Below are 25906 nucleotides of genomic sequence, written 5' to 3' on the forward strand. Positions count from 1 at the left end.
CCGTGTGGAAGGCGTCCCTCAACGGTGCCCGGCGGCGCGACGAGCACCCCGCCGTGCCGCTGACCGCGGCCGAGCTGGCCGCCGACGCGGTGCGCTGTGCCGAGCTGGGGGTGGCGGCGGTGCACGTCCATCCCCGCGACGCCGACGGTGCCGAGTCGCTGTCCCCGTCGGTGATCGCCGGGGCGGTGACCGCGATCCGCGCCGCCCGGCCGGGGCTGCCGGTGGGGGTGAGCACCGGCGCGTGGATCGCACCTGATCCGGCCGACCGGGTCGCCGCCGTCCGCGCCTGGTCGGTGCTGCCCGACTTCGCCTCGGTCAACGCCCACGAGGACGGTGCCGAGGCGGTCGCGGCGGCCCTGCACGAACGAGGCGTGCTGGTCGAGGCCGGCCTGTGGACGGTGGACGCGGTCCGCGCCTGGCGCGCCTGGCGGGTGCCGACCGGTCGGGTCCTGGTCGAATGCCTGGCCGACGAGCCGGACCGGGCGCTGGCCGACGCCGCCGACATGCTCGCCCGCCTCACCCCCGGTGATCCTCCGGTGCTGCTGCACGGCGAGGGGCCGGCCACCTGGCCGGTGTTCTTCGAGGCGGTCCGCCGGGGTCTGGACACCCGGATCGGCCTGGAAGACACCCTGCACCTGCCGGACGGGTCACGCGCCCCCGACAATGCCGCCCTGGCGGGCTGCGCCCGCGCGCGGGGGGCCCGCTGACCCGACCGGGTCCGGCCCCGACACCGCGAACCTTTGGGTTTTTTGTAGCGCCGTGTCCGGACTCGGATCACCGCTCGGTGACGTTGTCAACTCTCTCCGTTCGGGGGGTTTGATCATGAGTTCTTGACCGAACGGCCTTCCGCGACCTAGCCTCGCCATACAGGCTCACTTTGCCCGACCAGCGCAGGCTAAGCGCACAACATAGATCGCGTAACGGAACTGCAACACTTTGGCCAGCTCCACCGGCCTTGACGGTCCCTCCGGACAGCCGGTCCGGAGCCGATCCGACAACTGCACCCGGCTGTCGGCGATGCCGCATGGGCATCGCCGACGGAGAGCTATCCCCACGGCCAGCCGCTCGGTCGGGCGTCCGGAGCCGCAGAGGTGGCGTGCCGTCGGCACGGTTCCCCTGCGGCGTAGACGTTTGGGGAGGCGCGACCATGGCTGGTCGGCACAGGGACCGGGGGTCCCCAGGAGGTGACGGCGCGCGCAGTCGCGCCGGCACGGTGTTGCGGCCCACCGGCCCGGGTGACGGGACACCGGCATGAGCACCTTCGACGTGGTGCTCCTGATCGTCGTCGGGGTCCTCGCCGCCGTCGTGGTCGGCGTCGTCCTGGTCGGCGTACGGGCGCTGCGCCGGATCGGCACCGCCCCTGCCCCGGAGGATCCCGCCTTCATCGCGGAGAAGGACCGGCAGGAACAGTCGCTGGCCGCGTTGCGCAGCGCCGCCGACGAGGTGAACAGCACCATCGACGTGGCGAAGTCCGCCGCCTCGGCGGCGCGGGCCGAGGCGGCCGGGGCCAAGGCGGAGGCGAAGTCGGCCCGTGCCGAGGCGCGCCGGGTCCTCGACGACGCCCGCGCCGAGGCGGACACCGTCCTGGAGCGGGCGCACAAGCAGGCCGAGGCGGACGCCGAGCAGTTGCGGGCCGCCGCCCGGCGCAGCGGTGAGCGTGAGGTGGCGGTGCTCGCCGCGACGACGCGGGAGCAGGCGGCCGAGGTGGAACGCCGGGCCGCCCGGATGGACGAGCGGGAACGGCTGCACACCGAGGAGGTGGAGCGGCTCGCCGAGCGGGAGCGGCAGCTCACCGCCGCCAGCGCCGCGCTGGCCGAGCGGGAGGCGGCGGTCACCGCCCGGGAGGCGGCCCTGACGGTGGCCGAGGAGCAGCGCCGGCGGGAGTTGGAACGCGTCGCCGGGCTCACCGCCGACTCGGCCCGCACCGAGCTGATCGAGGCGATCGAGACGCAGGCGAAGCGGGAGGCGGCGCTGCTGGTGCGGGACATCGAGTCCGACGCCCGCAACACCGCCGAACAGCGCGCCCGGCACATCGTGGTGGACGCCATCCAGCGGGTGGCCAGCGAGCAGACCGCGGAGAGCGTGGTCAGCGTGCTGCACCTGCCGGGGGACGAGATGAAGGGGCGGATCATCGGCCGGGAGGGGCGCAACATCCGCGCCTTCGAGTCGGTGACCGGGGTCAACCTGATCATCGACGACACCCCGGAGGCGGTGCTGCTGTCGTGCTTCGACCCGGTGCGCCGGGAGGTCGGCCGGCTCACCCTGGAGAAGCTGGTCCTCGACGGTCGGATCCACCCGCACCGGATCGAGGAGGTGCACGACCTGGCCCGGCAGGAGGTGGAGGAGCTGTGCCACCGGGCCGCGGAGGACGCCCTGGTGGAGGTGGGCATCACCGAGATCCACCCCGAACTGGTCACCCTGCTCGGCCGGTTGCGCTACCGCACGTCGTACGGGCAGAACGTGCTCAAGCACCTGGTGGAGACCGCGCACATCGCCGGGATCATGGCCGCCGAGCTGCGGTTGGACGTGCCGACGATCAAGCGGTCGGCGTTCCTGCACGACATCGGCAAGGCGCTCACCCACGAGGTGGAGGGCAGCCACGCGATCATCGGCGCCGACCTGGCCCGCAAGTACGGCGAGAGCGAGGACGTGGTGCACGCCATCGAGGCGCACCACAACGAGGTGCCGCCGCAGACCATCGAGGCGGTCCTCACCCAGGCCTCCGACGCCTGCTCGGGCGGGCGGCCGGGGGCCCGGCGGGAGAGCCTTGAGGCGTACGTCAAGCGGCTGGAGCGGATCGAGGAGATCGCGGCCGGCAAGCTCGGCGTGGAGAAGGTCTTCGCGATGCAGGCGGGTCGGGAGATCCGGGTGATGGTCAAGCCAGACGACGTCGACGACATCGGTGCGGCGGTCCTGGCCCGGGACGTGGCCAAGCAGATCGAGGAGGAGTTGACCTACCCGGGGCAGATCCGGGTGACCGTGGTCCGCGAGTCCCGGGTCACCGAGATCGCCCGCTGACCCCGTACGACCAGGAAGGGCCGGCCCGGATCTCCGGGCCGGCCCTCGTCGCGTGGGATGCTTCAGTTGCCGCCCGCGCCCTCGGCCTGGGAGGCGAGCACGGTGGGCGGGGCCTGCGGGGCCGGCGTGCCGGCCGACTTGCGCCCGCGGGACAGCCGCCGCTGGACGAACTGGGCCAGCTTCGACAGCGAGTAGTTGGCCAGGATGAACAGTGCGGCGATCACCACGTAGACCTGGATCGGGTTGTCCAGCACGCCGATGATCTGCTTGCCGATGTTGAGGGTCTCCTCGTAGCTGATGATGAAGCCCAGCGAGGTGTCCTTGAGTACCACGACGAGCTGGCTGATCAGCGCCGGCAGCATGATCCGGAACGCCTGCGGGAGCAGGATCATCCGGGTGGTCTGGGCGGGGGAGAGGCCGATCGCGGCGGCGGCCTCGGCCTGCCCGCCCGGCAGCCCCTCCATGCCGGACCGGAGGATCTCGGCGATGACCACGGAGTTGTAGACGGTCAGGCCGATGACCAGGTACCACAGCGTGTCGAAGGAGATGCCGAACTCGGGGAAGCCCCGGGCCACGAAGAAGATGGTGAGCACCACCGGCAGGCCCCGGAACACCTCGACGCAGACCCGGGTGACCGCCGAGAGGGTGACGCTGAGCCCGCGCAGCAGGTAGGCCACCGGGGTGGCCATCCCGGTGAAGCGCCGCCGGGTGAGGCTCTTGAGCTGGATGCGCAGCATCGCGAGCAGGGTGCCGACCACCAGTGAGGCGATGATGGCCAGCACGGCGGCGGTGAGGGTGTTCTTCAGCCCGAAGCCGATCCGGTCCCAGACCTGGGAGAAGTTCTCGTGGGAGGGGTCGACCAGCGGCCCCCACAGCTCCATCGAGAACTGGCCCTTGTCGTCCAGCGGGCGGTAGATCAGGAAGTACGCGCCGACGGCCAGCAGCACGGTGGCGACGATGCTGCTGATCAGGGTGATCCGGCGCTGGCGCGGGCCGGGGACGTCGTACAGGACGCTGGTCTGCTGACTCATCGGGCCACCGCCTGTCGCTTCTCCAGCCGGTCGAGCAGTGCGCCGAGCGGCACGGTCATGATCAGGTAGCCGATCGAGATGCCGATGGCGACCGGGATGAAGGCGTAGCCCTCGGCGGAGGTGAGCTGGTCGGCGCTCTGGGACAGGTCGCCGACCACGCCGAAGAAGCCGATCAGCGCCGAGTTTTTGATCATCGCGATGATCACCGAGCCGAGCGGCACCACCGACGCCTTCCAGGACTGCGGCAGCACCACGTGCCGCAGGTTCTGGCCGAAGGTCAGGCCGAGCGAGCGGGCGGCCTCGGCCTGGCCCGGCGGCACCGCGTTGACCCCGGAGCGCAGCGCCTCGCAGACGAACGCGGCGGTGTAGAGCACCAGGGCGAGCAGCGCGAAACGGAAGTACGGCAGGTCGGTGCCGAGCCGGGTGAAGAGCGAGTCCAGCACGGGGACGCGCAGGAAGTCGGCGTTGGAGCCGAGCGCCGGCAGGCCGAAGGCGGCGAAGAACATCACCACGGTCAGCGGCATGTTCCGGAAGATGTTCACGTACGCGGTGCCGACGGCGCGCAGCGGCGGCACCGGCGAGATGCGGAGCACCGCCATGACGGCGCCCAGGATCAGGGCGCCGATCGCGGCGAGGACGCAGATCTGGAGGGTGAGCCAGAAACCACCCGCGAAGACGTCGAACTTGTCGATGAGCACACTCACGGGTCGGTGTTCCTCCCCACCCTCCAGATCGAGGTCAGATCAGTAGCGGTTGATGGTGGGCGCGCTGCCCAGCTCCGCGCCGAACTTGCCGGCGGTGTCGTCCCAGGCCTTCTTCCAGCTGCCGTCGTTGAACGCCTTCTCCAACGTGTCGTTGATGAAGGTGCGGAAGTCGTTGTCCTCCTTCTTCACCCCGATGCCGTACGGCTCCTTGGTGAAGTTGTCCCCGGCCAGCTTGAACGACGCCTCGTCCTCGGCGATGTAGCCGAGCAGGATCACGTTGTCGGTGGTGACGGCGTCGACCTGACCACCCTTGAGGGCGTCGCGGCACTTGGGGTAGGTGTCGAAGAGCACCAGCTGGGTGCCGACGTCCTTGATGTACTTCTTGATCTCCTCGGCCGGGGTGGACCCGGTCACCGAGCAGACCTTCTTGGTGCCGTCCTTGAAGGAGTCCGGCCCGGTGATGGTGGTGTCGTCCTTCTTGACCAGGATGTTCTGGCCGGCCTCGTAGTACGGCCCCGCGAAGGCGATCCGCTCCTTGCGCTTGTCGTTGATCGTGTAGGTCGCCGCGACCAGGTCGACGGTGCCGTTGACGATGGCGTCCTCACGGATCTTCGACGGCGTCTCGACGTACTCGATCTTGTCCTCAGGGATGCCCAGCTCCTTGACGATGAGCTTGGCGACCTCGACGTCGAAGCCCTCCGGCTTGCCCGACAGGCCCTTCTGGCCGAAGCCGGGCTGGTCGAACTTGGTGCCGATCTTGATCTTCTGCGCCTTGTTGAGCTTCTCCATGGTGCTGCCGGCGGCGAAGGACTTGCTGCCGGCGCCGGTGCCCTCGTCGGCGTCGTCGCCACCGCAGGCGGCCAGACCGAGCGCCAGGGTGGCCGCCGCGGCGACTGCCGCCACGCGCTTCATACGCATACTGAACTCCTTCTTCGTCGGAATGCACCGGTGACCGGCGCGCTCCACTACGGACGCCTAGTGCGTGAGGATCTTGGAGAGGAAGTCCCGGGCCCGCTCGCTGCGCGGGTTGGCGAAGAACTCCATCGGCGGGGCGTCCTCGACGAGCTGCCCGTCGGCCATGAAGATCACCCGGTTGGCGGCGTGCCGGGCGAAGCCCATCTCGTGGGTCACCACCACCATGGTCATGCCCTCACTCGCCAACGAGGTCATCACGTCGAGTACCTCGCCGACCATCTCCGGGTCGAGCGCGCTGGTCGGCTCGTCGAAGAGCATCGCCTTGGGCTGCATGGCCAGCGCGCGGGCGATCGCCGCCCGCTGCTGCTGGCCGCCGGAGAGCTGGGCCGGGAACTTGTCGGCCTGGTTGGCGATGCCGACCCGGTCGAGCAGGGCCAGGCCGCGCTCGCGGGCGGCGGCCGGCTTCTCCTTGCGGACCTTGACCGGCCCGAGGGTGACGTTCTCCAGGATGGTCTTGTGGGCGAAGAGGTTGAACGACTGGAAGACCATGCCGACCTCGCTGCGCAGCTTCGCCAGCGCCCGCCCCTCGGCCGGCAGTGGCTGCCCGTCGAAGGTGATCGTCCCGTCGTTGATCGGCTCCAGCCGGTTGATCGTCCGGCAGAGCGTCGACTTGCCCGAGCCGGACGGCCCGATCACCACCACGACCTCGCCCTTGCCCACCGAGAGTGACACGTCGTCGAGCACGTGCAGGGGGCCGAACCACTTGTTGACCTTGTCCAGCACGATCAGCGGTTCGCCGGTCGCCACGTCGTCCACCGTCCCTGTCGTCGTACCGGAAAGCGGGGTCGGTCGACCCCCGGTTGGGCCACTGTAGGCGGGGCGGCGTGGCGGATCGCAACTCAACGGGTCACGGAGAGGTAACACCGGTGTCGGGTGTACGCCGACGTCCGAATTCCGTCACTCCGCCGGGCCGTCAGGTGGCGGCGCGGCGGGGTGACGGAGATCATGGGAGGATGACCGACCGGGTCCGCCTGACCGAGTACGCGCGTGGTGGCGGCTGCGCCTGCAAGATCCCGCCGGGCGAGCTGGAGGCGATGGTCGCCGGCCTCGGGCCGGCCACCGGCACCGCCGAACTGCTGGTCGGCCTGGACCACGGCGACGACGCCGCGGTGGTCCGGCTGGACGGGCACACCGGATTGGTCACCACCGCCGACTTCTTCACTCCGGTCGTGGACGACGCCTACGACTGGGGGCGGATCGCCGCCGCGAACGCCCTGTCCGACGTGTACGCCATGGGCGGCACTCCGCTGGTCGCCATCAACCTGCTCTGCTGGCCCCGGGACACCCTCCCGCTGGAGCTGGCCCGGGAGGTGCTGCGCGGCGGTCAGGACGTGGCCCGGGAGGCCGGCTGCCACCTGGCCGGCGGGCACAGCGTCGACGACGACGGCCCCAAGTACGGGCTGGCGGTGACCGGGCTGGTCCGCCCCGACGAGCTGATCACCCTGGACGCCGGCCGGGCCGGGCTGCCGCTGTCGCTGACCAAGCCGCTCGGCGTCGGGGTGCTGAACACCAGGCACAAGGCCACCGGCGAGGTCTCCGCCGAGGCGGTGGCGTCGATGACCACGCTCAACCGGGACGCGGCCCGCGCCGCCGTCGCGGCCGGCATCCGCTGCGGCACCGACGTGACCGGTTTCGGGCTGCTCGGGCACGCCTCGAAGCTGGCCCGTGCCAGTGGCCTGACGGTGGCGATCGACGCCGCCCGGGTGCCCTACCTGCCCGGTGCCCGCCAGGCGGTGCGCGACGGGCACGTCAGTGGCGGCACCCGGCGCAACCTGGACTGGGTCAGCCCGTGGACCGGGTTCGGGTCGACGGGTGAGGCCGACCGGCTGCTGCTGGCCGACGCGCAGACCTCCGGCGGGCTGCTGCTGGCCGGCGAGGTGCCCGGCGGCACGGTGATCGGCGAGCTGCTGCCCCGGGGGGAGTCGATGGTCGTGGTGCGCTGACCCGCCCGGCCCGGTGACGCGCGCCCTGGCCCGGTGACGTGCCCGGCCGGGTGAGGTGCGCCCGGTCTGCTGGCGCGTCCGGTGGGCGTCGGGGCGGCGGCGCGCCGCCGGGCTGGCCCGCGCCGGGCACCGTACCCGATAAACTGTCATCTTCCTGCCACTCCCGGCAATGGCACCCCGGGAAATTTTGCCCGGAATGGTCACAGACCGGTAACTTGCCCTCGGCTGGGGGCAAATGCCCCCCACCATCGTCAGTAAGGCCCGATCCGGAGGCCGGTGGGAACTAACGCAGCGAGGAGGCGGCATGACCGAGCTGTGGAACTGGAGAATCGACCGGGCCGAACCCGTGACGGTCTACCCGGCCCTGGCCGAGGCGCTCGGCCGGGTGGTGATGCCGCTGGCGGTGGCGGACCCGGCCCGGCTGCCCCGGCACGCGGTGATCTGCGACGTCTGGCAGGCCCCGGGGGAGTTCGGCACCATGGTCGACTGTTACGGCGTCCCGGAGTCGCGGCACGAGCTGGGCACGATCGCCGCGCTGGCCCGGTTGCTCGACCGGGACTGCCTGCTCACCGACGACACCCTCGACGCCGGCCGGCACCTGCTGGTCGCGCCGGGCGGCACGATCCGCCCGGTGCACTTCGAGGTGACCGAGACCGACGACGGCGAGCTGCTCTCCGCCCGCCGGCTCTGCACCCTGGCACACCCGGCCTGCCGTGGCTGGTCTCGGTGCCGCGGCTCCCGCTGGGCCCCCGACTCGGTCAACCCAGCCCTCGCCGCCGCCTGACCCCCACCCCCACCCCCACCCCCGCCCCACCCCGTCGATCATGGAGTTGTGGCGCTCGCAGAACAGGTCAAATCGGCCTAATGCGTCCACCACAACTCCATGATCGACAGGAGCGTGGGGCGAGGGTCAGGGGGCGGGGGTGGGGCGGGTGCTGCGGACCTGCAACTGGTCGAGGAGGGTCGCGGTGGCGGCGGTCACCGCCTGCACCGCCGCCTGGAAGGCCGCCGCGTTGTGCGCGGCCGGGGCCCGGAAACCGGACACCTTTCGCACGTACTGCAACGCCGCCGCCTCGATGTCGGCAGGGGTGACCGTCGGGACGTACGGCTCGCGCAGGGTCTTGATGCTCCGGCACATGGTTCCTCCATCGTCGGGGTCTTCCCGGTCGGCCCGGGTCGGTCGGCCCGGATACGCTGTGCACGTCATGACTACCGCAGCCGCGGGCAGCCCGCGCACCTACCAGGTGCGCACGTACGGCTGCCAGATGAACGTGCACGACTCCGAGCGCATCTCCGGCCTGCTGGAACAGGCAGGTTACGTGCGGCTCGCCGAGGCCGACGACAACCCGGACGTGGTGGTGTTCAACACCTGCGCCGTCCGGGAGAACGCCGACAACCGGCTCTACGGCAACCTCGGTCACCTGCGCCCCGTGAAGGACAGGCACCCGGGGATGCAGATCGCCGTCGGCGGTTGCCTGGCCCAGAAGGACCGCGGCGACATCGTCCGCAAGGCCCCCTGGGTGGACGTGGTGTTCGGCACGCACAACATCGGCTCGCTGCCGGTGCTGCTGGAACGGGCCCGGCACAACACCGCCGCCGAGGTGGAGATCCTCGAATCCCTCGACGTCTTCCCGTCCACCCTGCCGACCCGGCGCGAGTCGACGTACGCCGGCTGGGTGTCGATCTCGGTGGGCTGCAACAACACCTGCACGTTCTGCATCGTGCCCTCGCTGCGCGGCAAGGAGAAGGACCGCCGCCCCGGTGACGTCCTCGCCGAGGTGCGCGCGCTGGTCGCCGAGGGGGTGCTGGAGGTGACCCTGCTCGGGCAGAACGTCAACTCCTACGGCGTCGAGTTCGGCGACCGGTACGCCTTCGGCAAGTTGCTGCGCGCGACAGGCGAGATCGACGGGTTGGAACGGGTCCGGTTCACCAGCCCGCACCCGAAGGACTTCACCGACGACGTGATCGCCGCGATGGCCGAGACGCCGAACGTCTGCCACTCGCTGCACATGCCGTTGCAGTCCGGCTCCGACGACGTGCTGAAGGCGATGCGTCGCTCGTACCGGTCGGAGAAGTACCTCGGCATCATCGAGAAGGTCCGCGCGGCGATGCCCGACGCGGCGATCACCACCGACATCATCGTCGGCTTCCCCGGCGAGACCGAGGCCGACTTCGAGCGGACCCTCGACGTGGTCCGCGCGGCCCGGTTCTCGTCGGCGTTCACCTTCCAGTACTCCAAGCGCCCCGGCACCCCCGCGGCGACCATGGACGGCCAACTGCCCAAGCAGGTCGTGCAGGAACGCTACGAGCGGCTGATCGCCTGCGTCGAGGAGATCACCTGGGCGGAGAACAAGCGGCTGGTCGGCGAGACCGTCGAGGTGCTGGTCGCCGTCGGCGAGGGCCGCAAGGACGACCGCACCGGCCGGCTCTCCGGCCGGGCCCGCGACGGCCGCCTGGTGCACTTCGCCACCGGTGGGCCCGGTGAACCGGGCGCGGCCGGCACCGTCCGGCCGGGCGACATCGTGCACACCACCGTCACGTACGCCGCCCCGCACCACCTCAACGCCGACGGCGCGCCGCTGGCGCACCGCCGCACCCGGGCCGGGGACGCCGCCGAGGCGGGCCGCGCCCCGCGTACCCCCGGGGTGTTGCTCGGGTTGCCCACGGTCGGTGCGCCGGCCGCGCCGCCCGCGCCGACGACCGGCTGCGCCGCGCACTGACCCCGGTCGGGGCCCGCCACGCCGGCGGACCCCGACCGGTGCGCGGTCAGACCGAGATCCGGCCCGCGCCGGCGCCCGCCGTCACGATGGACTTCACGCTGCTCGCGCTGTCCAGGGTGTACGGGTACGGGATGCCGGCGACGCTGCCGCCGGTCTGCCCGGCGGGCGAGTTGACGAAGTGGTTGTTGCGGGCCACCAGGCTCCCCGGCCCGGAGTCGGCCTCGCCGAGGTGGTAGGTGTCCTTGACGTTCTCGAAGTAGTTGCCCTCGACGAGCACCCCGGCGCTCATCGTGGACGCCACGCCGTAGCCGGCGTTGTTGTAGTAGTAGTTGTTGTAGACGTGCACCGGGTTGCCGAAGCGGACCCGGGGGTTGCGCTGCTTGCTGCCGTCGTACCAGTTGTGGTGGTAGGTCACCCGCAGGTGCCCGATGTCCTGGCTGCCGTTGTCGTCGCTGTGCCCGAGCAGCATCGTCTTGTCGTGGCTGTAGACCCGGTTCCAGGAGACGGTGACGAAGTCGGAGCCGCGCTTGATGTCGACGGTGCCGTCGTAGCCGTTGCTGAACGTGTTGTGGTCGATCCAGATGTTGGTGGCCGAACTCTCCACGTTGACCGCGTCGTCGCTCCAGTTGCGGAACGTCAGGTTCCGGATGATCACGTTGCGGTCGCCGTTGACGGTGAAGCCACAGCCGACGATGGTCGCCCCGGCGTTGCCCAGCACCGTCTTGTTGGACCGGACCCGCAGCATGCCCGAGCAGTTGATGGTGCCGGAGACCCGGATCACCGCCGCGCCGGTGGCGTTCAACGCGCTGGTCAGCGCCGAGGCGGTGGAGACGGTGGTCGCGCCCGCGTTTCCGCCGCCGGTGGTGCCGCCGTTCTGGGTGGCCCAGCCGACCAGGCCGGTCTGCGGCACGCTGGGCGGTGGGGTGGTCGCCGGTGGGGTGGTGGGCGGGGGCGTCGTCGGCGGGGGTGTGGTCGACGGCGGGGTGGTCGGCGCACCGGTGGGGGCGGTGCTTCCGGTGCAGGTCACCCCGTTGACGGTGAAGCTGGTCGGCGTCGGGTTGCTGGAGTTGTTCCAGGTGCCGTTGAAGCCGAAGGAGACGGTGCCGCCGGTCGGCACGCTCCCGTTGTAGCCGACGTTGGTGGCGGTCACCGTGCTGCCGCTCTGGGTCACGGTGGCGTTCCAGGCGTCACTGACCGTCTGGCCGGCCGAGTACGACCAGCGCAGGCTCCAACTCGACAGCGGGTCGCCGAGGTTGCTGATGGTGATGTTGCCGGTGAATCCGCCCTGCCACTGCCCGCCGACGGTGTAGCTGACCGCGCAGCCGGGGGCGGCGTGGGCGGCGACGGCGGTGAGCGTGCCGGTGGCGAGCAGGGCGACGGTGGTGGCGGCGATCAGCGTCGTACGACGCCGAGGTGTGCGCATGCTGCGTCCCTTTCGGGTGGGACAGGCGGCCGTCGACGGGGGAGCCGCCGGTGGGTGCCGCGCCCGTCGGCACCGGTGACTCGCCGCGTTCGCCGATCGGCCCCTGCCAGGGGGTCAGGTCGGTACGAGGTGGCTCCCGTGGGGTGCGCCCGCGGCCCGGACAAGCGCTTTCCCGAGCAAAGCATAGACAGTGACGGATGTAAATCGGCGTGCCGGTCACCTCCCGGCAGTGCCGCAACGGCCGGCGGGCCGCCGGTCGACGGACGTGTCGACCGGCGGCCCGCCAGGGTGCGGACGGGACCGGCTCAGCAGGCGGTGCCCTTCAGCTTCACCGAGGCCGGTGCGGCTGCCGTACCGTTGGCGGTGAAGCCCACGGTGATCGACGCGCCCGCCGCCAGCGACGGCGCGTAGCTCGGCCCGGCGGCGGTCACCGTCGTGCCGGACTGGGTGACCGTGGCGTTCCAGCCGTTGACCAGGGTGACCCCGGCCGGCCAGGTCCAGGTCACCGACCACGGGTTCACCGCCGCCGAACTGGTGTTCTTGACGGTCAGCTCGCCCTGGAAACCACCCTGCCAGGCGTTGACCTGCTTGTAGGTGGCGGTGCAGCCACCCGCCGGCGGGGGCGTGGTGGTGGGCGGCGGGGGCGTCGTGGTGGGCGGCGGCGGGGTCGTGGTCGGCGGCACCGGGGTGGTGGTCGGCGGCTTCGGCGTCGGGGTGCCCGTCGGGTCGGCCCCACCGGCCACCGGCGCGATCAGGTACGGCTGGAGGATCGCCTGCTTGGCGGTGTTGATGTTGGTCCAGTCGTCGAGCGCGATGCCACCCGTGTCACCCGAGTTCGGGTTCCACGACCAGTAGGTGAAGGACATCCCGTTGACGCCGGTGCCGGTGTAGGCCATCAGCTTCTCCAGCCACACCTTGTCCCGGGGGTCGGCCAGGGTGCTGCCGAACTCGCCCATCATGATCGGGGCGATGTTCTGCTTGTAGAGGTAACCCCAGTAGCGGTCCCAGACCGCCGGCAGGTTCGCCGGGAAGTCGGCCGCCTTGAACCACTCCTGCTCGTAGACGCTGGTGGCGTACTCGTGCGGCGAGTAGACCAGCCGGTTCGCCACGTTCAGCCGGACCGGGAACTGCCCGGCCTTGGACAGGTTGCCGCCCCACCAGCCGCAGTCCTCGTCGTTGCTGGTGTCGTTGTCCCAGACGTTCGACAGGCCGCCGCTGGGGCAGCTCACCCCCTCCACGAAGATCAGCCAGTTCGGCTGCACCCCGAGGATGGCGTTGCCGGCCCGCTCGGCGGCCAGCCGCCAGTCCCGGGTGGTGTCGCCGCAGCCCCAGCAGGCGCCGGTCGCGGCCGGGTTGGTGCCCTCGGCGTGCGGCTCGTTGTGCAGGTCCGCGCCGATCACCGTGGTGTTGCCGGCGTACCGCTGGGCCAGCATCTTCCAGTCGGCGAGCCAGGTCGCCTCGGAGACCGTGGAGGTGTACCAGAGCGGCGACTGACCGGCCGACGTCGGCCGGTGCCGGTCCAGGATGACCCGCATGCCCTTGCTGCCGGCGTAGGCGATCACCTTGTCGAGGATCTGCAACGGGGAGAGCCCGACCAGGTCCGGGTTGACGAAGTCGTTGATCCCGGTGGCGGTCGCGCCCGGCTTCACCGAGTCGTTCGAGTACGGGATGCGCAGCGTGTTGTAGCCCAGGCTGGCCATCTTGTCGAGCTGCCCGCGCCACGGGTTGTTCGACCACAGGCCGTGGAACGTGCGGTTGTCGGTCTCCATGCCGAACCAGTTGATGCCGGTCAGCCGTACCGTCGCGCCGGTGCTGTCGACGATCTTGTTGCCGTTGGTGTGCAGGTAGCCGGTGCCGGTGCCGCCGACGGCGGCGGCGGCCGGGGTGGTGCTGACGGCGGCGGCGACGAACACGCCGGCCGCAGCGGTGGCGAGCGCGGTGAGCGCGGCGCCGAGAGTGCGGGGTCGGTACATGCGGGCTCCACTTCGGATGCCCGGCGTCGCGACGGCGACGCGGGGCGGAAAACCGGGGGAAACGCCGGCCGCCGCCGTCCGTCCCGCTCGTTTCGGGATACGCGGACAGTGCGCGACGCGCCGGGTCACGTGGACACGGCCACTCGCTGCGGTGCACCGGCGACTCCCGACGACGGTGTCCGTCGTCGGTGCCCTCGCGCCGGTGGGATCGACCTGGCTCTGCCGCTCATTCTGATCAGCCGGTCTCGATGCGTCAACCGCAGGTCGCGGCGGCCCCGCCGGAGGGGTGGTTCCGGCTGGTCGCGGACGTGCCCGGGATGCTCCCCGCCCGGGTGGTCCGCTCGGCGACCAGCGCGGACACGCGCGAGCCCCCGGTCCCTGGTGAAGGAACCGGGGGCTCGGGTGTGTCCGATCAAACCGGCGCGGACGGCCGGCCGGGGTCAGCCGGCCTGTTCGGCGAGCTGGAGGAACTGCCGCTTGGAGGCGAGCGCCTGCTCGGCCTCCTTGACCCGGCGGGCGTCCCCGGCGGCCTGGGCGCGGGCGAGCCGCTCCTCGGCCTCGGCGACCTGCGCCCGCATCTGGGCGAGCAGCGGGTTGTCCTCCTTGGTGGTCCGCCGCCAGGCCGAGTCCATCACCTCGCGGACCTTGTCGTCGATGGCACGTAGCCGCCGCTCCAGGCCGGCGGCGGCCTCCCGGGGCACCCGGCCCGCCTCGTGCCACTGGGCCTGGATGTCGCGCAGCTTCGCCTGGGCGCCCTTCGGGTCGCCGTCGACGTCGAGCGCCTCGGCCTCGGCCAGCAGCGCCTGCTTGCGCTCCAGGTTGGCCCGCTGCTCGTTGTCCCGGGCCGAGAAGACCTCACTGCGCCGGCTGAAGAAGGCGTCCTGGGCGGCGCGGAACCGTTCCCAGAGCTTCTGCTCCGACTCCTTGGAGGCGCGCGGGGCGGCCTTCCACTGGTTCATCAGCTCCTTGAGCTGGTTGGCGGTGGCCGCCCAGTCGGTGGAGTCGGAGAGCTTCTCGGCCTCGGCGACCAGCTCCTCCTTGACCGTGTGCGCCTGCTTGCGCTGCTGGTCGAGGGAGGCGAAGTGGGCACCCCGACGCCTGGTGAAGCCGTCCCGGGCGGCGGCGAACCGCTTCCACAGCTCACCGTCGGCCTTCTTGTCGATCCCCCGGATGGTCTTCCACTCGTCGAGGATCTCCTTGAGCCGGTCGCCGGCGGTCTTCCAGCCGGTCGACTCGGCGGCCAGCTTCTCGGCCTCCTCGACCAGGGCGGTCTTGCGGGCGAGCGCCTCACCCCGGGCGGCCTCCCGGGCGGCACGGGCCTCGCCGGCCTTCTCCTCGGCGAGCACGGCCAGCTTGTCCAGGCGCGCGGCGAGGGCGTCGATGTCCCCCACGACGTGGGCCTCGGCCAGCGAGGCGCGGATCCGCCGCACGGTGCTCAGCGAACCTCCCGCGTCGGCGGCGCCCGAGTTGAGCCGGGCCTCGGTGAGGTCCACCTCGGTGACCAGGTCGGCGAAGCGGCGGGCGAAGTGGGCCAGGCCCTCCTCGGGCGCGCCCGCCTGCCAGGAACCGACCACCCGCTCGCCCTCGCTGGTCTTCACGTACACGGTGCCGTCCGCGTCCACCCGTCCGAAGGCAGTCCAGTCGCTCATGTGCCCATCCTCGTTCTCCCGGCGTCGTCGGGAAACCCCCCGCGATCGCCGCCACGGCGCAGCCAACTTGCTCCCGGCATTGTCACAGGTCCGCCCCCGTCCGCGTCGAGCGCCTGTCTCTGACCGTGACCATACGGTGTCCTAGCACCCACACACAGGCTCCGTGGGGCGAGTGTCGCAATGCGCCGTACGGTGTACGGTAGGCCGTACAGGATGCTGCCGCCCGTGCTGCGGGCGGGCGAGGAGGAGCAGGATGACCCAGTCCCACACCCGGATGACGCCCCCGGCCGACCCCGGGTTCGTGCCCGACGCCGCCGATCTCGCCGAGCTGGACGAGTGGTTCCGCCGCTACGACGCCCTGGCCGAGGCGGGTGACGTCGCCGGCACCGCCGACCTGGCGATGTTCCCGCTCAACACGGTCACCGACGACGCGGCCGGCGAGGGGTCGGCCCGCCAGCTCGACCGGGCGGCCTACCTGGAGATGATGGGCGGCGTCCTCGGCGGCGGGGGCGACCTGCGGATGGAGAGCCGCCGCACGCCCTACTTCCTCACCCGCAGCCTGGCCGTGGTGCTCACCGAGGCCGAGTTCACCCTCGACGGCCAACGCCAGCGGGTGCGCTACGCCGACCTGCTGGTCCGCACCGGCGGGCAGTGGCGGTTCCAGACCATGGTGCAGGGCGGCTGGGGCGGCCAGACCGGCTGAGCGTCGACCCCCGAGCCGGCGGCCGGGCCGACCACCCGCATGCCCGCCCCCGCGCCGCACCCGGGCATGCCCGACGGCGGGGTGGGCGGAGCGGGCGGCGCCCGGCCGCTACCGACGTGCGCGGCGCGCTGGAGCGGCGGCTCGGACTGGCGGGGTGGGCGGAGCGGGCGGTGCCCGGCCGCTACCGTTGCCTGGTGCCACTGCTCGCCGCCGCCGTCTGCCCACACCCGCCGCTGATCGTGCCGGAGCTGGCCGGGGCCGCCGCGCCCGAGCTGGCGGAGCTGCGTGACGCCTGCGCCGCCGCCGTCGCCGCCGTCTACGCGGCCGGGGCGGACACCATCGTGCTGGTCGGTGCCGGCGAGCGCACCACCGAACTGGCGCTGCCCCGCCGGGGCAGCTTCGCCCCCTGGGGACTGCCCCTCACGGTCGACCTCGGAACACCCCACCCCGACCCGGCCAGCCCCTCCCCGGTCCGGACCGCCCCGCCACGGTCCGACCACCCTGCGCTTCTGCGGGCCGTGCCTCCCCGGGGCGGCAGTGGGTCGCTGCCGGCCGTGCCCCCGCCGGGCGGCGTGGAGCCGGTGCCGCCGCCGGTCGACGACGCGGAGCTGCCGCTGAGTCTGCTGGTCGGGGCCTGGCTGGTCGAGCGGACCGCCCCGCCGGCACCGACCGCCTGGCGGATGGTGAGCGTCGCGTCGGACGAGCCGGCCGACCGGTGCGCCGCCCTCGGGGCCGGGCTGCGGGTGGACGGGCCCTGGGCCCTGCTGGTGCTCGGTGACGGGTCGGCCTGCCACGGCCCGAAAGCGCCGGGCTACGACGACCCGCGCGCCGGGGCGTACGACGAGGGGGTCGCCCGTGCCCTGGCCGACGCGGACGCCGACGCGCTGCTCGGCCTGGACCCGGTGCTGTCGGCGCAGCTGGGGGTCGCCGGTCGGCCGGCCTGGCAGGTGCTGGCCGGGGCGGTCCGCGCGGCCGGCGGCGACTGGCACGGCGAGCTGCGCCACCACGGCGTCCCCTACGGCGTCGGCTACCTGGTGGCCTCCTGGACGCGGACGGACCCGACCGGCCCGGACGGGACGCCGGCGGGTGACACCGGGACAAGGGCGGGTGACGCCGGGACGGCGGCGGCGGGCGGTGTGACGCGGTGAGCGGCACGGTCGTCGCCGTGGTGGGCCCGACCGCGGCGGGCAAGTCGGCGCTGAGCATCGCCCTGGCGCACGCGCTCGGCGGTGAGGTGGTCAACGCCGACTCGATGCAGCTCTACCGGGGTATGGACGTCGGCACCGCCAAGCTCACCCCGGCCGAACGCGACGGGGTACCGCACCACCTGTTGGACATCTGGCCGGTCACCGAACCGGCCAGCGTCGCCGAGTACCAGCGGTTGGCCCGCGCGGCGGTCGACGACATCCTGGCCCGGGGGCGGGTGCCGCTGCTCGTCGGCGGCTCCGGCCTGTACGTGCGGGCGGTGCTGGAACAGTTCGAGTTCCCCGGCACCGACCCGGCGGTACGCGGCCGGCTGGAGGCGGAGCTGGCGCAGCTCGGCCCGGCCCCGCTGTACGCCCGGCTGGCCGGGGCGGACCCGGCGGCGGCGGCGGGCATCCTGCCCGGCAACGGTCGACGCATCGTCCGGGCGCTGGAGGTGATCGAGCTGACCGGGGCGCCGTTCACCGCCTCGCTGCCCGACCCGACCCCGTACTACCCGGCGGTGCAGCTCGGCGTCGACCTGGACACCGCGCTGCTCGACGAACGGATCGCGGCGCGGGTCGACCGGATGTGGGCCGACGGGCTGGTCGCCGAGGTCCGTACGCTGTGCGGGCAGGGCCTGGCCGACGGCCGGACGGCCAGCCGCGCGCTCGGCTACCAGCAGGTGCTGCGGTTTTTGGCCGGGGAGACCGACGAGGCGCAGGCGCGGGACGAGACGATCCGGGCCACCCGCCGGTTCGTCCGACGGCAACGCTCCTGGTTCCGCCGTGACCAGCGGATCCACTGGCTGGACCCGACCGTGCCGACGTTTGTCGAGACTGCCCTGCGGGTGGTCGCCGGGCATCGGCCATGATGGGGGCGTGGAGTTCACCAAGGGTCACGGCACCGGCAACGACTTCGTCATCCTGCCCGACCCGGACGGCGCCCTCGACCTGACCCCCGGCCTGGTCGCCGCGCTCTGCGACCGGCGGCGCGGCCTCGGCGGCGACGGCGTGCTGCGGGTCGTCCGGGCGGCGAAACACCCCGACGGGGTCGCCCTCGCCGGGGAGGCCGAGTGGTTCATGGACTACTGGAACTCCGACGGCTCGTCCGCCGAGATGTGCGGCAACGGGGCCCGGGTCTTCGTCCGCTACCTGCTGGCGACCGGGCTGGCCACCCCCACCGGCGCAACCCTGCCGGTGGCGACCCGCGCCGGCCTGGTGCGGGCCCGGGTCGACGGCGACACCATCGCCGTCGAGATGCGCCGCCCCCGGCTGTACGACGCCTCCCGCGCCGTCCTCGGCGGACTGACCCTGCCCGGCACGGCGGTGGACGTCGGCAACCCGCACCTGGTCTGCGCCCTGCCGGCCGGCATCGACCTGGCCGACCTGGACCTGACCCGCGCACCCGAATTCGACCCCCGGGTCTTCCCGCACGGGGTGAACGTCGAGTTCACCGCCCCCGCCGACCCGGTCGACGGCACCGACGAACACGTCCTGATGCGGGTCTACGAGCGCGGCTCGGCCGAGACCCTGTCCTGCGGCACCGGCGCCTGCGCGGTCGCCGCCGTGGCGCTGCGCGACGCCACCCGGGACACCGGCGTCGTGGCGGTGGACGTCCCCGGTGGCCGGCTCACGGTCACGGTGACCGCCGACTCCTGCTGGCTCGCCGGCCCCGCCGTCCTGATCGCCACCGGCACCCTCACCCTCCCCTGACGCCGCTCCCTCCCTCCCGTCTCGCCCGCCCCCGCTTGCCGTGCCCCCGCTTCGCCGTGCCCCCGCTTCGCCTTGCCCCGTGATCAAGAGGTTCAGGTCAGAACCGGAGCCATGGATGACGCATACCTCTTGATCACCGGCACCGGATGGGGGTGGTGTCGGGTGATCAAGAGGTATGCGTCAGAGATGGCGGGTGGGTTGACGTAAACCTCTTGATCGCCGCTGTCAGGCGGGTGGCGCGGGGTGATCAAGAGGTTTACGTCAGAGTCGGGGCCTGGGGTGACGTATACCTCTTGATCATCGGCACCGGGTGGGGGTGGTGTCGGGTGATCAAGAGGTATGTGTCGGAGATGGCGGGTGGGATGACGTAAACCTCTTGATCACCGGGGCGAGGTGGGGCGAGGCGGGGGAGGCGGGGCGAGGTGGGTGGGGAGGTGGGGACGGGGAGGGGCGTCGGGGTCAGGGGGTGGCGCTGGCGGTGGCGGCGATCTCGGGAAGGTCGGCCGGGCCCGGGTCGGCGGCCGGCGGCGGGGTGACGGCCGGGTTCTGGGCGGCGGCACGGACGGCGGCGGCGACCGCCGGGGCGACCCGGGAGTCGAAGACGCTCGGCACGATGACCGTTGGGTTGATCTTGTCCTCACCGACCACGTCGGCGATGGCACGGGCCGCCGCGATCGCCATCTCCTCGGTGAACTCCTCGGCGTGCGCGTCGAGCATGCCCCGGAACACGCCTGGGAAGGCGAGCACGTTGTTGATCTGGTTCGGCTGGTCGGAGCGGCCGGTGGCGACGATCGCGGCGTGCTTGCGGGCCTCCCGGGGGTCGACCTCCGGGTCGGGGTTGGCCAGCGCGAAGACGATCGCGTCCTTGGCCATGGTGGCGATGTCGTCGCCGGTCAGCAGGTTGGGGGCGCTCACCCCGATGAAGACGTCCGCGCCCCGGACCGCGCCGGCCAGGTCGCCGGAGTAGTTGTCCCGGTTGGTGTTCTCGGCCAGCCACTGCCAGGCCGGGTTGAGGTCGGGCAGGTCGCGGTGCAGGGCGCCCTGCCGGTCGTACGCGATGATGTCGCCGACGCCCTGGCGCAGCAGCAGTTTCATGATCGCGGTGCCGGCCGCGCCGGCCCCGGAGACGACCACCCGGACGTCGGCGAGCTGCTTGCCCACGACGCGCAGCGCGTTGGTCAGCGCGGCCAGCACGCAGATCGCGGTGCCGTGCTGGTCGTCGTGGAAGACCGGGATGTCCAGCGCCTCGCGCAGCCGGGCCTCGATCTCGAAGCAGCGCGGCGCGGCGATGTCCTCCAGGTTGATCCCGCCGTACGCGGGGGCGATGGCCTTGACGATCGCCACGATCTCGTCGGTGTCCTGGGTGTCCAGGACCACCGGCCAGGCGTCCACCCCGCCGAACCGCTTGAACAGGGCCGCCTTGCCCTCCATCACCGGCAGCGACGCCGCCGGGCCGAGGTTGCCCAGACCGAGCACGGCGGAGCCGTCGCTGACCACGGCGACCGTGTTGCGCTTGATGGTGAGCCGGCGGGCGTCCGCCGGGTTCTCCGCGATCGCCATGCAGACCCGGGCCACCCCCGGGGTGTACGCCCGGGACAGCTCGTCACGGGTCCGCAGCCCGACCTTGGAGTGCACCTCGATCTTGCCGCCGAGGTGCAGCAGGAAGGTCCGGTCGGAGACCTTGCGCACGTCCACCCCGTCGAGCGCGGTGAGCGCCTCGACGACCTGGTCGGCGTGGCCGGCGTCGGCGGTGTCGCAGGTGAGGTCGACGATCACGTGGGTCGGGTCGGAGTCGACCACGTCCAGCGCGGTGACGATCGCACCTGCCTCGCCGACCGACGTGGTCAGCCGGCCGATCGAGGAGGCGTCCGCGGGGACCGCGATCCGGATCGTGATCGAGAATCCGGCACTCGGCAGTCGGGTGATGGCCACGGAAATACCTCCGTCGTCGCTGGCGGCTCGTCAGCATTTCTACTCGCCCGCCGGGCCACGGCGGCAGCCGGCCCCGCGTTCGGCGACCTCCACCACGGGCATATAGCAGTCGCGCTCGGCGTTGACCCATGTCAGGATTACTCGGTACATGCACAGAACGGACAGGAGTCGCAGCTTGCGAGACCAGGAGACCCAGACCCCCTACTCGGACGACGACCTCGACGCCACGACCGGCGAGTACGAGCTGTCGGAGCGGCAGGCGTTGCGGCGGGTCCCCGGCCTCTCCACCGAGCTGACCGACGTCACCGAGGTCGAGTACCGCCAGCTGCGGCTGGAGCGGGTCGTCCTCGTCGGCGTCTGGACCGACGGCACCCAGCGCGACGCCGACAATTCGCTGACCGAGCTGGCCGCCCTGGCCGAGACCGCCGGTTCACAGGTGCTCGAAGGGCTGATCCAGCGCCGCAGCCGTCCCGACCCGGCCACCTACGTCGGCCGGGGCAAGGTCGACGACCTGACCGGCGTGGTGCTCTCCACCGGCGCCGACACGGTGATCTGCGACGGCGAGCTGTCCCCGTCCCAGCTGCGGAACCTGGAACAGCGCACCAAGGTCAAGGTCGTCGACCGCACCGCGCTGATCCTCGACATCTTCGCCCAGCACGCCAAGAGCAAGGAGGGCAAGGCGCAGGTCGAGCTGGCCCAGCTCGAATACCTGCTGCCCCGGTTGCGTGGTTGGGGTGAGACGCTCTCCCGGCAGACGGGTGGTTCCGGGCGGGGTGGCGGCGCCGGTGGCGGGGTGGGCCTGCGTGGTCCCGGTGAGACCAAGCTGGAGACCGACCGTCGGCGCATCCGGCACCGCATCGCCCGGCTACGTCGGGAGATCAAGGCCATGAAGACGGTACGCCAGACCAAGCGTGCCCGTCGTTCCCGCAACGCCGTTCCCGCCGTGGCCATCGCCGGTTACACCAACGCCGGCAAGTCGAGTCTGCTCAACCGGCTCACCGGCGCGGGCGTGCTGGTGGAGAACGCGCTCTTCGCCACCCTGGACCCGACCACCCGCCGGGCCACCACCTCGGACGGGCGGCTCTACACGCTCTCCGACACGGTGGGTTTCGTCAGGCACCTGCCGCACCAGATCGTCGAGGCGTTCCGCTCGACGCTGGAGGAGGTCGCCGAGGCCGACCTGGTGGTGCACGTGGTCGACGGCACCCATCCCGACCCGGAGGAGCAGGTCCGGGCCGTCCGCGAGGTGCTCTCCGAGGTCGGTGCCGATCGGCTGCCCGAGCTGCTGGTGGTCAACAAGACCGACGCCACCGACGAGGAGACCCTGCTGCGGCTCAAGCGGCTCTGGCCGGACGCGGTGTTCGTCTCCGCGTACAGCGGGCGCGGCATCGAGGCGTTGCGTGAGGTGATCGAGCAGCGGCTGCCCCGCCCGGCGGTCGAGGTCCGCGCGGTGCTGCCGTACGACCGGGGTGACCTGGTGGCCCGGCTGCACCGGCAGGGTGAGGTGCTCAGCACCTCCCACCTGCCCGAGGGCACGCTCCTGCACGTCCGGGTCGGGGAGGCGCTGGCGGCCGAGCTGACGCCGTTCGTGGCGGCGGGTGATCCGGCGGTGGCCGGCAGTCGGTGAGCGCTCCGGTGTGACCTGAGGTTCATCGCGGCATGCGACACTGACGCCATGCGCCGCGCTGTCTCCTCGGTCACGGTTGCCCTCGCCCTGTTCGGCGCGGCCGTGGCACCCGCTGCTGCCGCCGGGGCGGCACCGGTCTCCGCCGTCCCCGCCGGGGTGGCCCCGCCCGTCACCGGAGCGGGGACGCTGGCCGTCGGGGCGGGTCCGCTCGCGGCGGCGGGCAAGAAGAAGTGCACGATCACCGACGAGCGGCTGCGCGAGGTGTCCGGTCTGGTCGCCACGAAGACCGGCTACATCGTGATCAACGACGGCACCCTGGAGGAGAGCCGCAAGCGGGTCTTCTTCCTGGACACCAAGTGCAAGATCGCCAAGGAGCCGGTGAAGTACTCCGGTGACGGCCCGTTCGACACCGAGGACCTGGCCCTCTCGCCCGACGGCAAGACCCTCTGGATCGCCGACACCGGCGACAACGTCACCAGCCGGGAACGGCGTACCCGGGTCGCGGTCTGGACGATGCCGGTCTCCGGGTCCAAGCAGCCGGTGCTGCACCGGCTGTCGTACCCGGAACGTAAGCCGCACGACGCCGAGGCGTTGCTGGTCGGCGCGGACGGCCTCCCCCTGGTGATCACCAAGGTGCCCAGTGGCAAGGCGGAGATCTTCACTCCGGAGGCCAAGCTCGACCCTGACGGCAACACCGATCCGGTGCCGATGAAGAAGGTCGGCGAGATCACCCTGCCCAAGACCACCACCGACAACCCGCTGAACATCATCGGCCGGGTGGCGATCACCGGGGCGGCCCGCTCGCCCGACGGCAGCCGGGTGGTGTTGCGCACCTACGCCGACGCCTTCGAGTACGACGTCAGCGGCGACGACATCGTGGCCGCCCTGACCACCGGCAAGCCCCGGGTCACCCCGCTGGCCGACCCGTTCGGCGAGGCCATCTCGTACACCCCCGACGGCACCGGGTTCGTCACCGTCTCCGACGGCGGGGAACTCGCCCCGGAGGACCCGATCGACATCCTCGGCTACACGCCGTCGACCAAGGGTGCCGAGCCGGTCGAGGGCGAGGCGGGGGCCAAACCGGCGACCGAGAAGTCCTGGTACGACAACCTCAGCCTGGACCAGATCACCTATCTGATCGGTGCTGTCGGCGTGGTCGGCGCGCTCCTGGTGGGGGCCGGCATCGTCGGGATCGTCAGGTCCCGGCGGCGGGCCGCGACGGTCGGCGACGACCCGGTCGACCAGGACGACGACGTGTTCACCTCCGGCGCGGTCTCCCGGGCCGAGGGGCGGTCGGCAGGCGACGGTCCGCACGCCGCCGAGCCGGTCGCGGACCGGCCGCGCGGCGGTGTCTACGGTGCTCCGGCGACGCCCGGCGGGTCGCCCGCCCGCCCGGCCGGCGGCGGGGTCTACGGCGGTGGCCGGCCCCCGGCCGGGTCCGGTGCGGCTCCCGCCGGCCGTCCGGCCGGTGGGCCGCCGCCGACCGGCGGTCGCCCGGCGGGCGGCGGGGTCTACGGCGGTGGTCGCCCCGCCGGCGGCGGGGTCTATGGTGCCGTCCCGGCGGGTAACGGCGCGGGTCCGCGCGGTGGTGCTCCCCATGGTGCCCCGGCCGGCGGCGCGTCCCGGGGCGGCCCGCCGGCTGTGGGCCCGCGTGGCGGTGCTCCCGCCGGTGGGCGTGGTGGTGCCCCGGCCGGCGGCCGAGGTGTCCCTCCGGGGGGCCGTGGCGGTGCCCCGGTGGCCGGGCGCGGCACGCCGCCGGGTGCCCGGGGTGGCACGCCGCCGGACGGGCGCGGCGCTGCCCCGGGCGGTGGCCGTGGTGGCGCGCCGGCCGGTGGCCGGGGCGGTCCGCCTCCGGGCGGCCGTGGTGGCGCGCCGGCCGGTGGCCGGGGCGGCGGTGGCGGTGTCTACGGCGGTGGCGGTGGGCGGGCCGAGCCGCCGCGCCGGGAGACCGACCCCCGCGAGCCGCGCTCCGGCCCACGTCATGAGGGCCACGACGACCGGCGCGGCGGCCAGTACGGCCCCCCGCCCGGCCGCAGCGGCGAACGCTACTGACGCGACGGCGAACCTCCCGACACACCTGACCGGTCGCCCTTCCCCGGGGAAGGGCGACCGGTCAGGTCACGGGTCAGATCCGGCGGAGCACGGCGACGACCCGGCCCATGATGGTGGCGTCGTCACCGGGGATCGGATCGAAGGCCGGGTTCTGCGGCATCAGCCAGACGTGGCCGTCGCGTCGCCGGTAGGTCTTGACGGTCGCCTCGCCGTCGAGCATGGCGGCCACGATGTCACCGGCCTCGGCGGTCGGCTGTTGCCGGACGACCACCCAGTCGCCGTCGCAGATCGCCGCGTCGAGCATCGAGTCGCCCTTGACCTGGAGCATGAAGACCTCGCCCTCACCCACCAGCTCGCGGGGGAGCGGGAAGACGTCCTCCACCGCCTGCTCGGCGAGGATCGGGCCGCCGGCGGCGATCCGGCCCAGCATCGGCACGTACGCCGGGGTGGGGCGCTGGGCGCGGCTCAGTTCGTCGTCGGCGTCGCCGCCGGGGGCGCGCACGTCCACCGCGCGGGGCCGGTTGGGGTCGCGCCGCAGGAAGCCCTTCTTCTCCAGCTCCTTGAGCTGGTAGGCGACGCTCGACGGGGAGACCAGGCCGACCGCCTCACCGATCTCGCGGACGCTCGGCGGGTAGCCGTGCCGCTCCACCCAGCTGCGGATGAACTCCAGGATGCGGCGCTGCCGGGCGGTCAGGTCGACGGCGGTTGGGTCGGGGAAGCCGCTGACCACCGGGGTGACCGGGCGGACGGCCGGTTGGCCGGTACGGCTGCGGGCGGCGCGGGGACGCCGACTGGCCGGGGGACCCGCCTCGGCGCTCGGCTGCGGGTTCTTCTGCCGGCTGGCCCGGTCCTCGGTCACGTCCGTCCTCCCTGGTCGGCGCTGGGTGCCTTGGCGGCTCGTGGTGCGTGCGGGGGTGTCGCGGTGCCGGACCGACGTGGTGCGCCGTGCCCGGTCGTTCATGACCGTATAGGTGAGATCGGTCATTTTCAAACATCTGTACGACGCAACTCGGCGTGTCGGGTGGAAATCCTGGCCTTTCGTACGCCTGTTCTGGTAGATGGTACGTCCCGCCGGGCCCGGTCCTCCGTCCGGAGGGTTGTCCGGGTGGCCGGTAACCTCCCGTGGCTCCGGTCGGTTGCACTCAGCGTGCCCCCGGGATGACGGGTCGCCGCCGATGGTCGCCGGTGACGCGCCAGACACGCGGGCAACTTGACCCGACTCCCTCGGCGGCCTACGGTCGACCCCTAGATGTAGTAGT

General features: G+C 72.5%; 21 protein-coding genes. 11 read left to right on the plus strand and 10 right to left on the minus strand.

Going from position 1 to position 25906, the window contains the following annotated elements; all coding sequences use genetic code 11:
* Positions 1 to 2 precede the first annotated feature (2 nt).
* Together JQN84_RS03950 and rny are read left to right on the plus strand one after the other, a co-directional pair.
* Complete coding sequence (locus JQN84_RS03950) at positions 3 to 707, plus strand: 3-keto-5-aminohexanoate cleavage protein (protein ID WP_204956992.1); 705 nt, start codon at positions 3 to 5, stop codon at positions 705 to 707.
* Positions 708 to 1251: 544 nt separating this feature from the next.
* Positions 1252 to 3018, plus strand: a complete 1767-nt coding sequence (rny, locus tag JQN84_RS03955) for a ribonuclease Y (RefSeq protein ID WP_204956993.1) — start codon at positions 1252 to 1254, stop codon at positions 3016 to 3018.
* Positions 3019 to 3080: 62 nt separating this feature from the next.
* Here rny and JQN84_RS03960 read toward each other — a convergent pair whose 3' ends face one another.
* From JQN84_RS03960 to JQN84_RS03975, 4 genes are read right to left on the minus strand one after another with little or no spacing between them, the layout of a single operon-like run.
* Entirely contained in the window at positions 3081 to 4049 is a 969-nt protein-coding gene (locus JQN84_RS03960; protein ID WP_204956994.1) for an amino acid ABC transporter permease, read from the minus strand.
* The gene (locus JQN84_RS03965; RefSeq protein WP_204956995.1) at positions 4046 to 4753 is read right to left on the minus strand and encodes an amino acid ABC transporter permease; all 708 of its coding nucleotides are present in this window, start codon (positions 4751 to 4753) and stop codon (positions 4046 to 4048) included. Before JQN84_RS03965 ends, JQN84_RS03960 begins: the two co-directional genes overlap by 4 nt.
* A 39-nt stretch (positions 4754 to 4792) precedes the next feature.
* Entirely contained in the window at positions 4793 to 5671 is an 879-nt protein-coding gene (locus JQN84_RS03970) for a glutamate ABC transporter substrate-binding protein (protein WP_204956996.1), read from the minus strand.
* 57 nt (positions 5672 to 5728) lie between these two features.
* Positions 5729 to 6484, minus strand: coding sequence for an amino acid ABC transporter ATP-binding protein (locus JQN84_RS03975; RefSeq protein WP_307820993.1), 756 nt, complete (start codon positions 6482 to 6484; stop codon positions 5729 to 5731).
* A 197-nt stretch (positions 6485 to 6681) separates the two neighbouring features.
* Between JQN84_RS03975 and selD the strand changes: the two genes are divergently transcribed.
* Both selD and JQN84_RS03985 read left to right on the plus strand, forming a co-directional pair.
* A complete protein-coding gene (selD, locus tag JQN84_RS03980; RefSeq protein ID WP_204956997.1) occupies positions 6682 to 7671 on the plus strand; it encodes a selenide, water dikinase SelD in 990 nt (329 codons plus the stop codon).
* A gap of 304 nt (positions 7672 to 7975) precedes the next feature.
* Positions 7976 to 8455, plus strand: coding sequence for a hypothetical protein (locus JQN84_RS03985; RefSeq protein ID WP_067314369.1), 480 nt, complete (start codon positions 7976 to 7978; stop codon positions 8453 to 8455).
* Between the two features lie 126 nt (positions 8456 to 8581).
* On the opposite strand, the gene JQN84_RS03990 is transcribed toward JQN84_RS03985, so the two are convergent.
* Positions 8582 to 8809 carry a DUF2277 family protein gene (locus JQN84_RS03990; RefSeq protein ID WP_204956998.1) on the minus strand — a complete coding sequence of 76 codons (228 nt, stop codon included), beginning with the start codon at positions 8807 to 8809 and terminating at the stop codon, positions 8582 to 8584.
* Between the two features lie 67 nt (positions 8810 to 8876).
* On the opposite strand from JQN84_RS03990, the gene miaB reads away from it, so the two are divergent.
* The gene (gene miaB, locus JQN84_RS03995; RefSeq protein ID WP_204956999.1) at positions 8877 to 10391 is read left to right on the plus strand and encodes a tRNA (N6-isopentenyl adenosine(37)-C2)-methylthiotransferase MiaB; all 1515 of its coding nucleotides are present in this window, start codon (positions 8877 to 8879) and stop codon (positions 10389 to 10391) included.
* Positions 10392 to 10437: 46 nt separating this feature from the next.
* Here miaB and JQN84_RS04000 read toward each other — a convergent pair whose 3' ends face one another.
* The 3 genes from JQN84_RS04000 to JQN84_RS04010 form a co-directional block, all read right to left on the minus strand.
* The gene (locus tag JQN84_RS04000; protein ID WP_204957000.1) at positions 10438 to 11814 is read right to left on the minus strand and encodes a pectate lyase family protein; all 1377 of its coding nucleotides are present in this window, start codon (positions 11812 to 11814) and stop codon (positions 10438 to 10440) included.
* Between the two features lie 305 nt (positions 11815 to 12119).
* Positions 12120 to 13787 carry a cellulase family glycosylhydrolase gene (locus JQN84_RS04005; protein ID WP_204957001.1) on the minus strand — a complete coding sequence of 556 codons (1668 nt, stop codon included), beginning with the start codon at positions 13785 to 13787 and terminating at the stop codon, positions 12120 to 12122.
* Positions 13788 to 14227: 440 nt separating this feature from the next.
* Complete coding sequence (locus JQN84_RS04010; RefSeq protein ID WP_204957002.1) at positions 14228 to 15436, minus strand: DUF349 domain-containing protein; 1209 nt, start codon at positions 15434 to 15436, stop codon at positions 14228 to 14230.
* A gap of 253 nt (positions 15437 to 15689) precedes the next feature.
* On the opposite strand from JQN84_RS04010, the gene JQN84_RS04015 reads away from it, so the two are divergent.
* From JQN84_RS04015 to dapF, 4 genes are all read left to right on the plus strand, one after another.
* Entirely contained in the window at positions 15690 to 16139 is a 450-nt protein-coding gene (locus tag JQN84_RS04015) for a hypothetical protein (protein ID WP_239484649.1), read from the plus strand.
* A gap of 194 nt (positions 16140 to 16333) precedes the next feature.
* Positions 16334 to 17287: a class III extradiol ring-cleavage dioxygenase family protein gene (locus JQN84_RS04020; protein WP_307821031.1), complete on the plus strand. Its 954-nt coding sequence runs from the start codon at positions 16334 to 16336 to the stop codon at positions 17285 to 17287.
* On the plus strand, positions 17284 to 18195 hold the full coding sequence (miaA, locus tag JQN84_RS04025) for a tRNA (adenosine(37)-N6)-dimethylallyltransferase MiaA (RefSeq protein WP_204957003.1): 912 nt from the start codon (positions 17284 to 17286) through the stop codon (positions 18193 to 18195). Before JQN84_RS04020 ends, miaA begins: the two co-directional genes overlap by 4 nt.
* A gap of 7 nt (positions 18196 to 18202) precedes the next feature.
* Positions 18203 to 19036: a diaminopimelate epimerase gene (gene dapF / locus JQN84_RS04030; protein ID WP_204957004.1), complete on the plus strand. Its 834-nt coding sequence runs from the start codon at positions 18203 to 18205 to the stop codon at positions 19034 to 19036.
* A gap of 459 nt (positions 19037 to 19495) precedes the next feature.
* Here the strand turns inward: dapF and JQN84_RS04035 are convergent, their stop codons facing one another.
* Positions 19496 to 20968: an NAD-dependent malic enzyme gene (locus tag JQN84_RS04035; protein ID WP_204957005.1), complete on the minus strand. Its 1473-nt coding sequence runs from the start codon at positions 20966 to 20968 to the stop codon at positions 19496 to 19498.
* A 175-nt stretch (positions 20969 to 21143) separates the two neighbouring features.
* On the opposite strand from JQN84_RS04035, the gene hflX reads away from it, so the two are divergent.
* On the plus strand, positions 21144 to 22595 hold the full coding sequence (gene hflX / locus JQN84_RS04040) for a GTPase HflX (protein WP_204957006.1): 1452 nt from the start codon (positions 21144 to 21146) through the stop codon (positions 22593 to 22595).
* A gap of 48 nt (positions 22596 to 22643) precedes the next feature.
* Positions 22644 to 24647, plus strand: a complete 2004-nt coding sequence (locus tag JQN84_RS04045) for a hypothetical protein (protein WP_204957007.1) — start codon at positions 22644 to 22646, stop codon at positions 24645 to 24647.
* A 73-nt stretch (positions 24648 to 24720) separates the two neighbouring features.
* On the opposite strand, the gene lexA is transcribed toward JQN84_RS04045, so the two are convergent.
* Entirely contained in the window at positions 24721 to 25506 is a 786-nt protein-coding gene (gene lexA / locus JQN84_RS04050) for a transcriptional repressor LexA (protein ID WP_204957008.1), read from the minus strand.
* Positions 25507 to 25906: the final 400 nt, after the last annotated feature.

The organism is Micromonospora humidisoli (assembly GCF_016900955.1).
In the GTDB taxonomy this organism is placed as follows: domain Bacteria; phylum Actinomycetota; class Actinomycetes; order Mycobacteriales; family Micromonosporaceae; genus Micromonospora; species Micromonospora wenchangensis.

Coding starts and splice junctions, on each gene's coding strand:
- rny (WP_204956993.1), top strand. CDS start 1,252: ATGAGCACCTTCGACGTGGTGCTCCTGATCGTCGTCGGGGTCCTCGCC.
- JQN84_RS03960 (WP_204956994.1), bottom strand. CDS start 4,049: ATGAGTCAGCAGACCAGCGTCCTGTACGACGTCCCCGGCCCGCGCCAG.
- JQN84_RS03970 (WP_204956996.1), bottom strand. CDS start 5,671: ATGCGTATGAAGCGCGTGGCGGCAGTCGCCGCGGCGGCCACCCTGGCG.
- selD (WP_204956997.1), top strand. CDS start 6,682: ATGACCGACCGGGTCCGCCTGACCGAGTACGCGCGTGGTGGCGGCTGC.
- JQN84_RS03985 (WP_067314369.1), top strand. CDS start 7,976: ATGACCGAGCTGTGGAACTGGAGAATCGACCGGGCCGAACCCGTGACG.
- JQN84_RS03990 (WP_204956998.1), bottom strand. CDS start 8,809: ATGTGCCGGAGCATCAAGACCCTGCGCGAGCCGTACGTCCCGACGGTC.
- miaB (WP_204956999.1), top strand. CDS start 8,877: ATGACTACCGCAGCCGCGGGCAGCCCGCGCACCTACCAGGTGCGCACG.
- JQN84_RS04000 (WP_204957000.1), bottom strand. CDS start 11,814: ATGCGCACACCTCGGCGTCGTACGACGCTGATCGCCGCCACCACCGTC.
- JQN84_RS04005 (WP_204957001.1), bottom strand. CDS start 13,787: ATGTACCGACCCCGCACTCTCGGCGCCGCGCTCACCGCGCTCGCCACC.
- JQN84_RS04010 (WP_204957002.1), bottom strand. CDS start 15,436: ATGAGCGACTGGACTGCCTTCGGACGGGTGGACGCGGACGGCACCGTG.
- JQN84_RS04015 (WP_239484649.1), top strand. CDS start 15,690: ATGACCCAGTCCCACACCCGGATGACGCCCCCGGCCGACCCCGGGTTC.
- JQN84_RS04045 (WP_204957007.1), top strand. CDS start 22,644: ATGCGCCGCGCTGTCTCCTCGGTCACGGTTGCCCTCGCCCTGTTCGGC.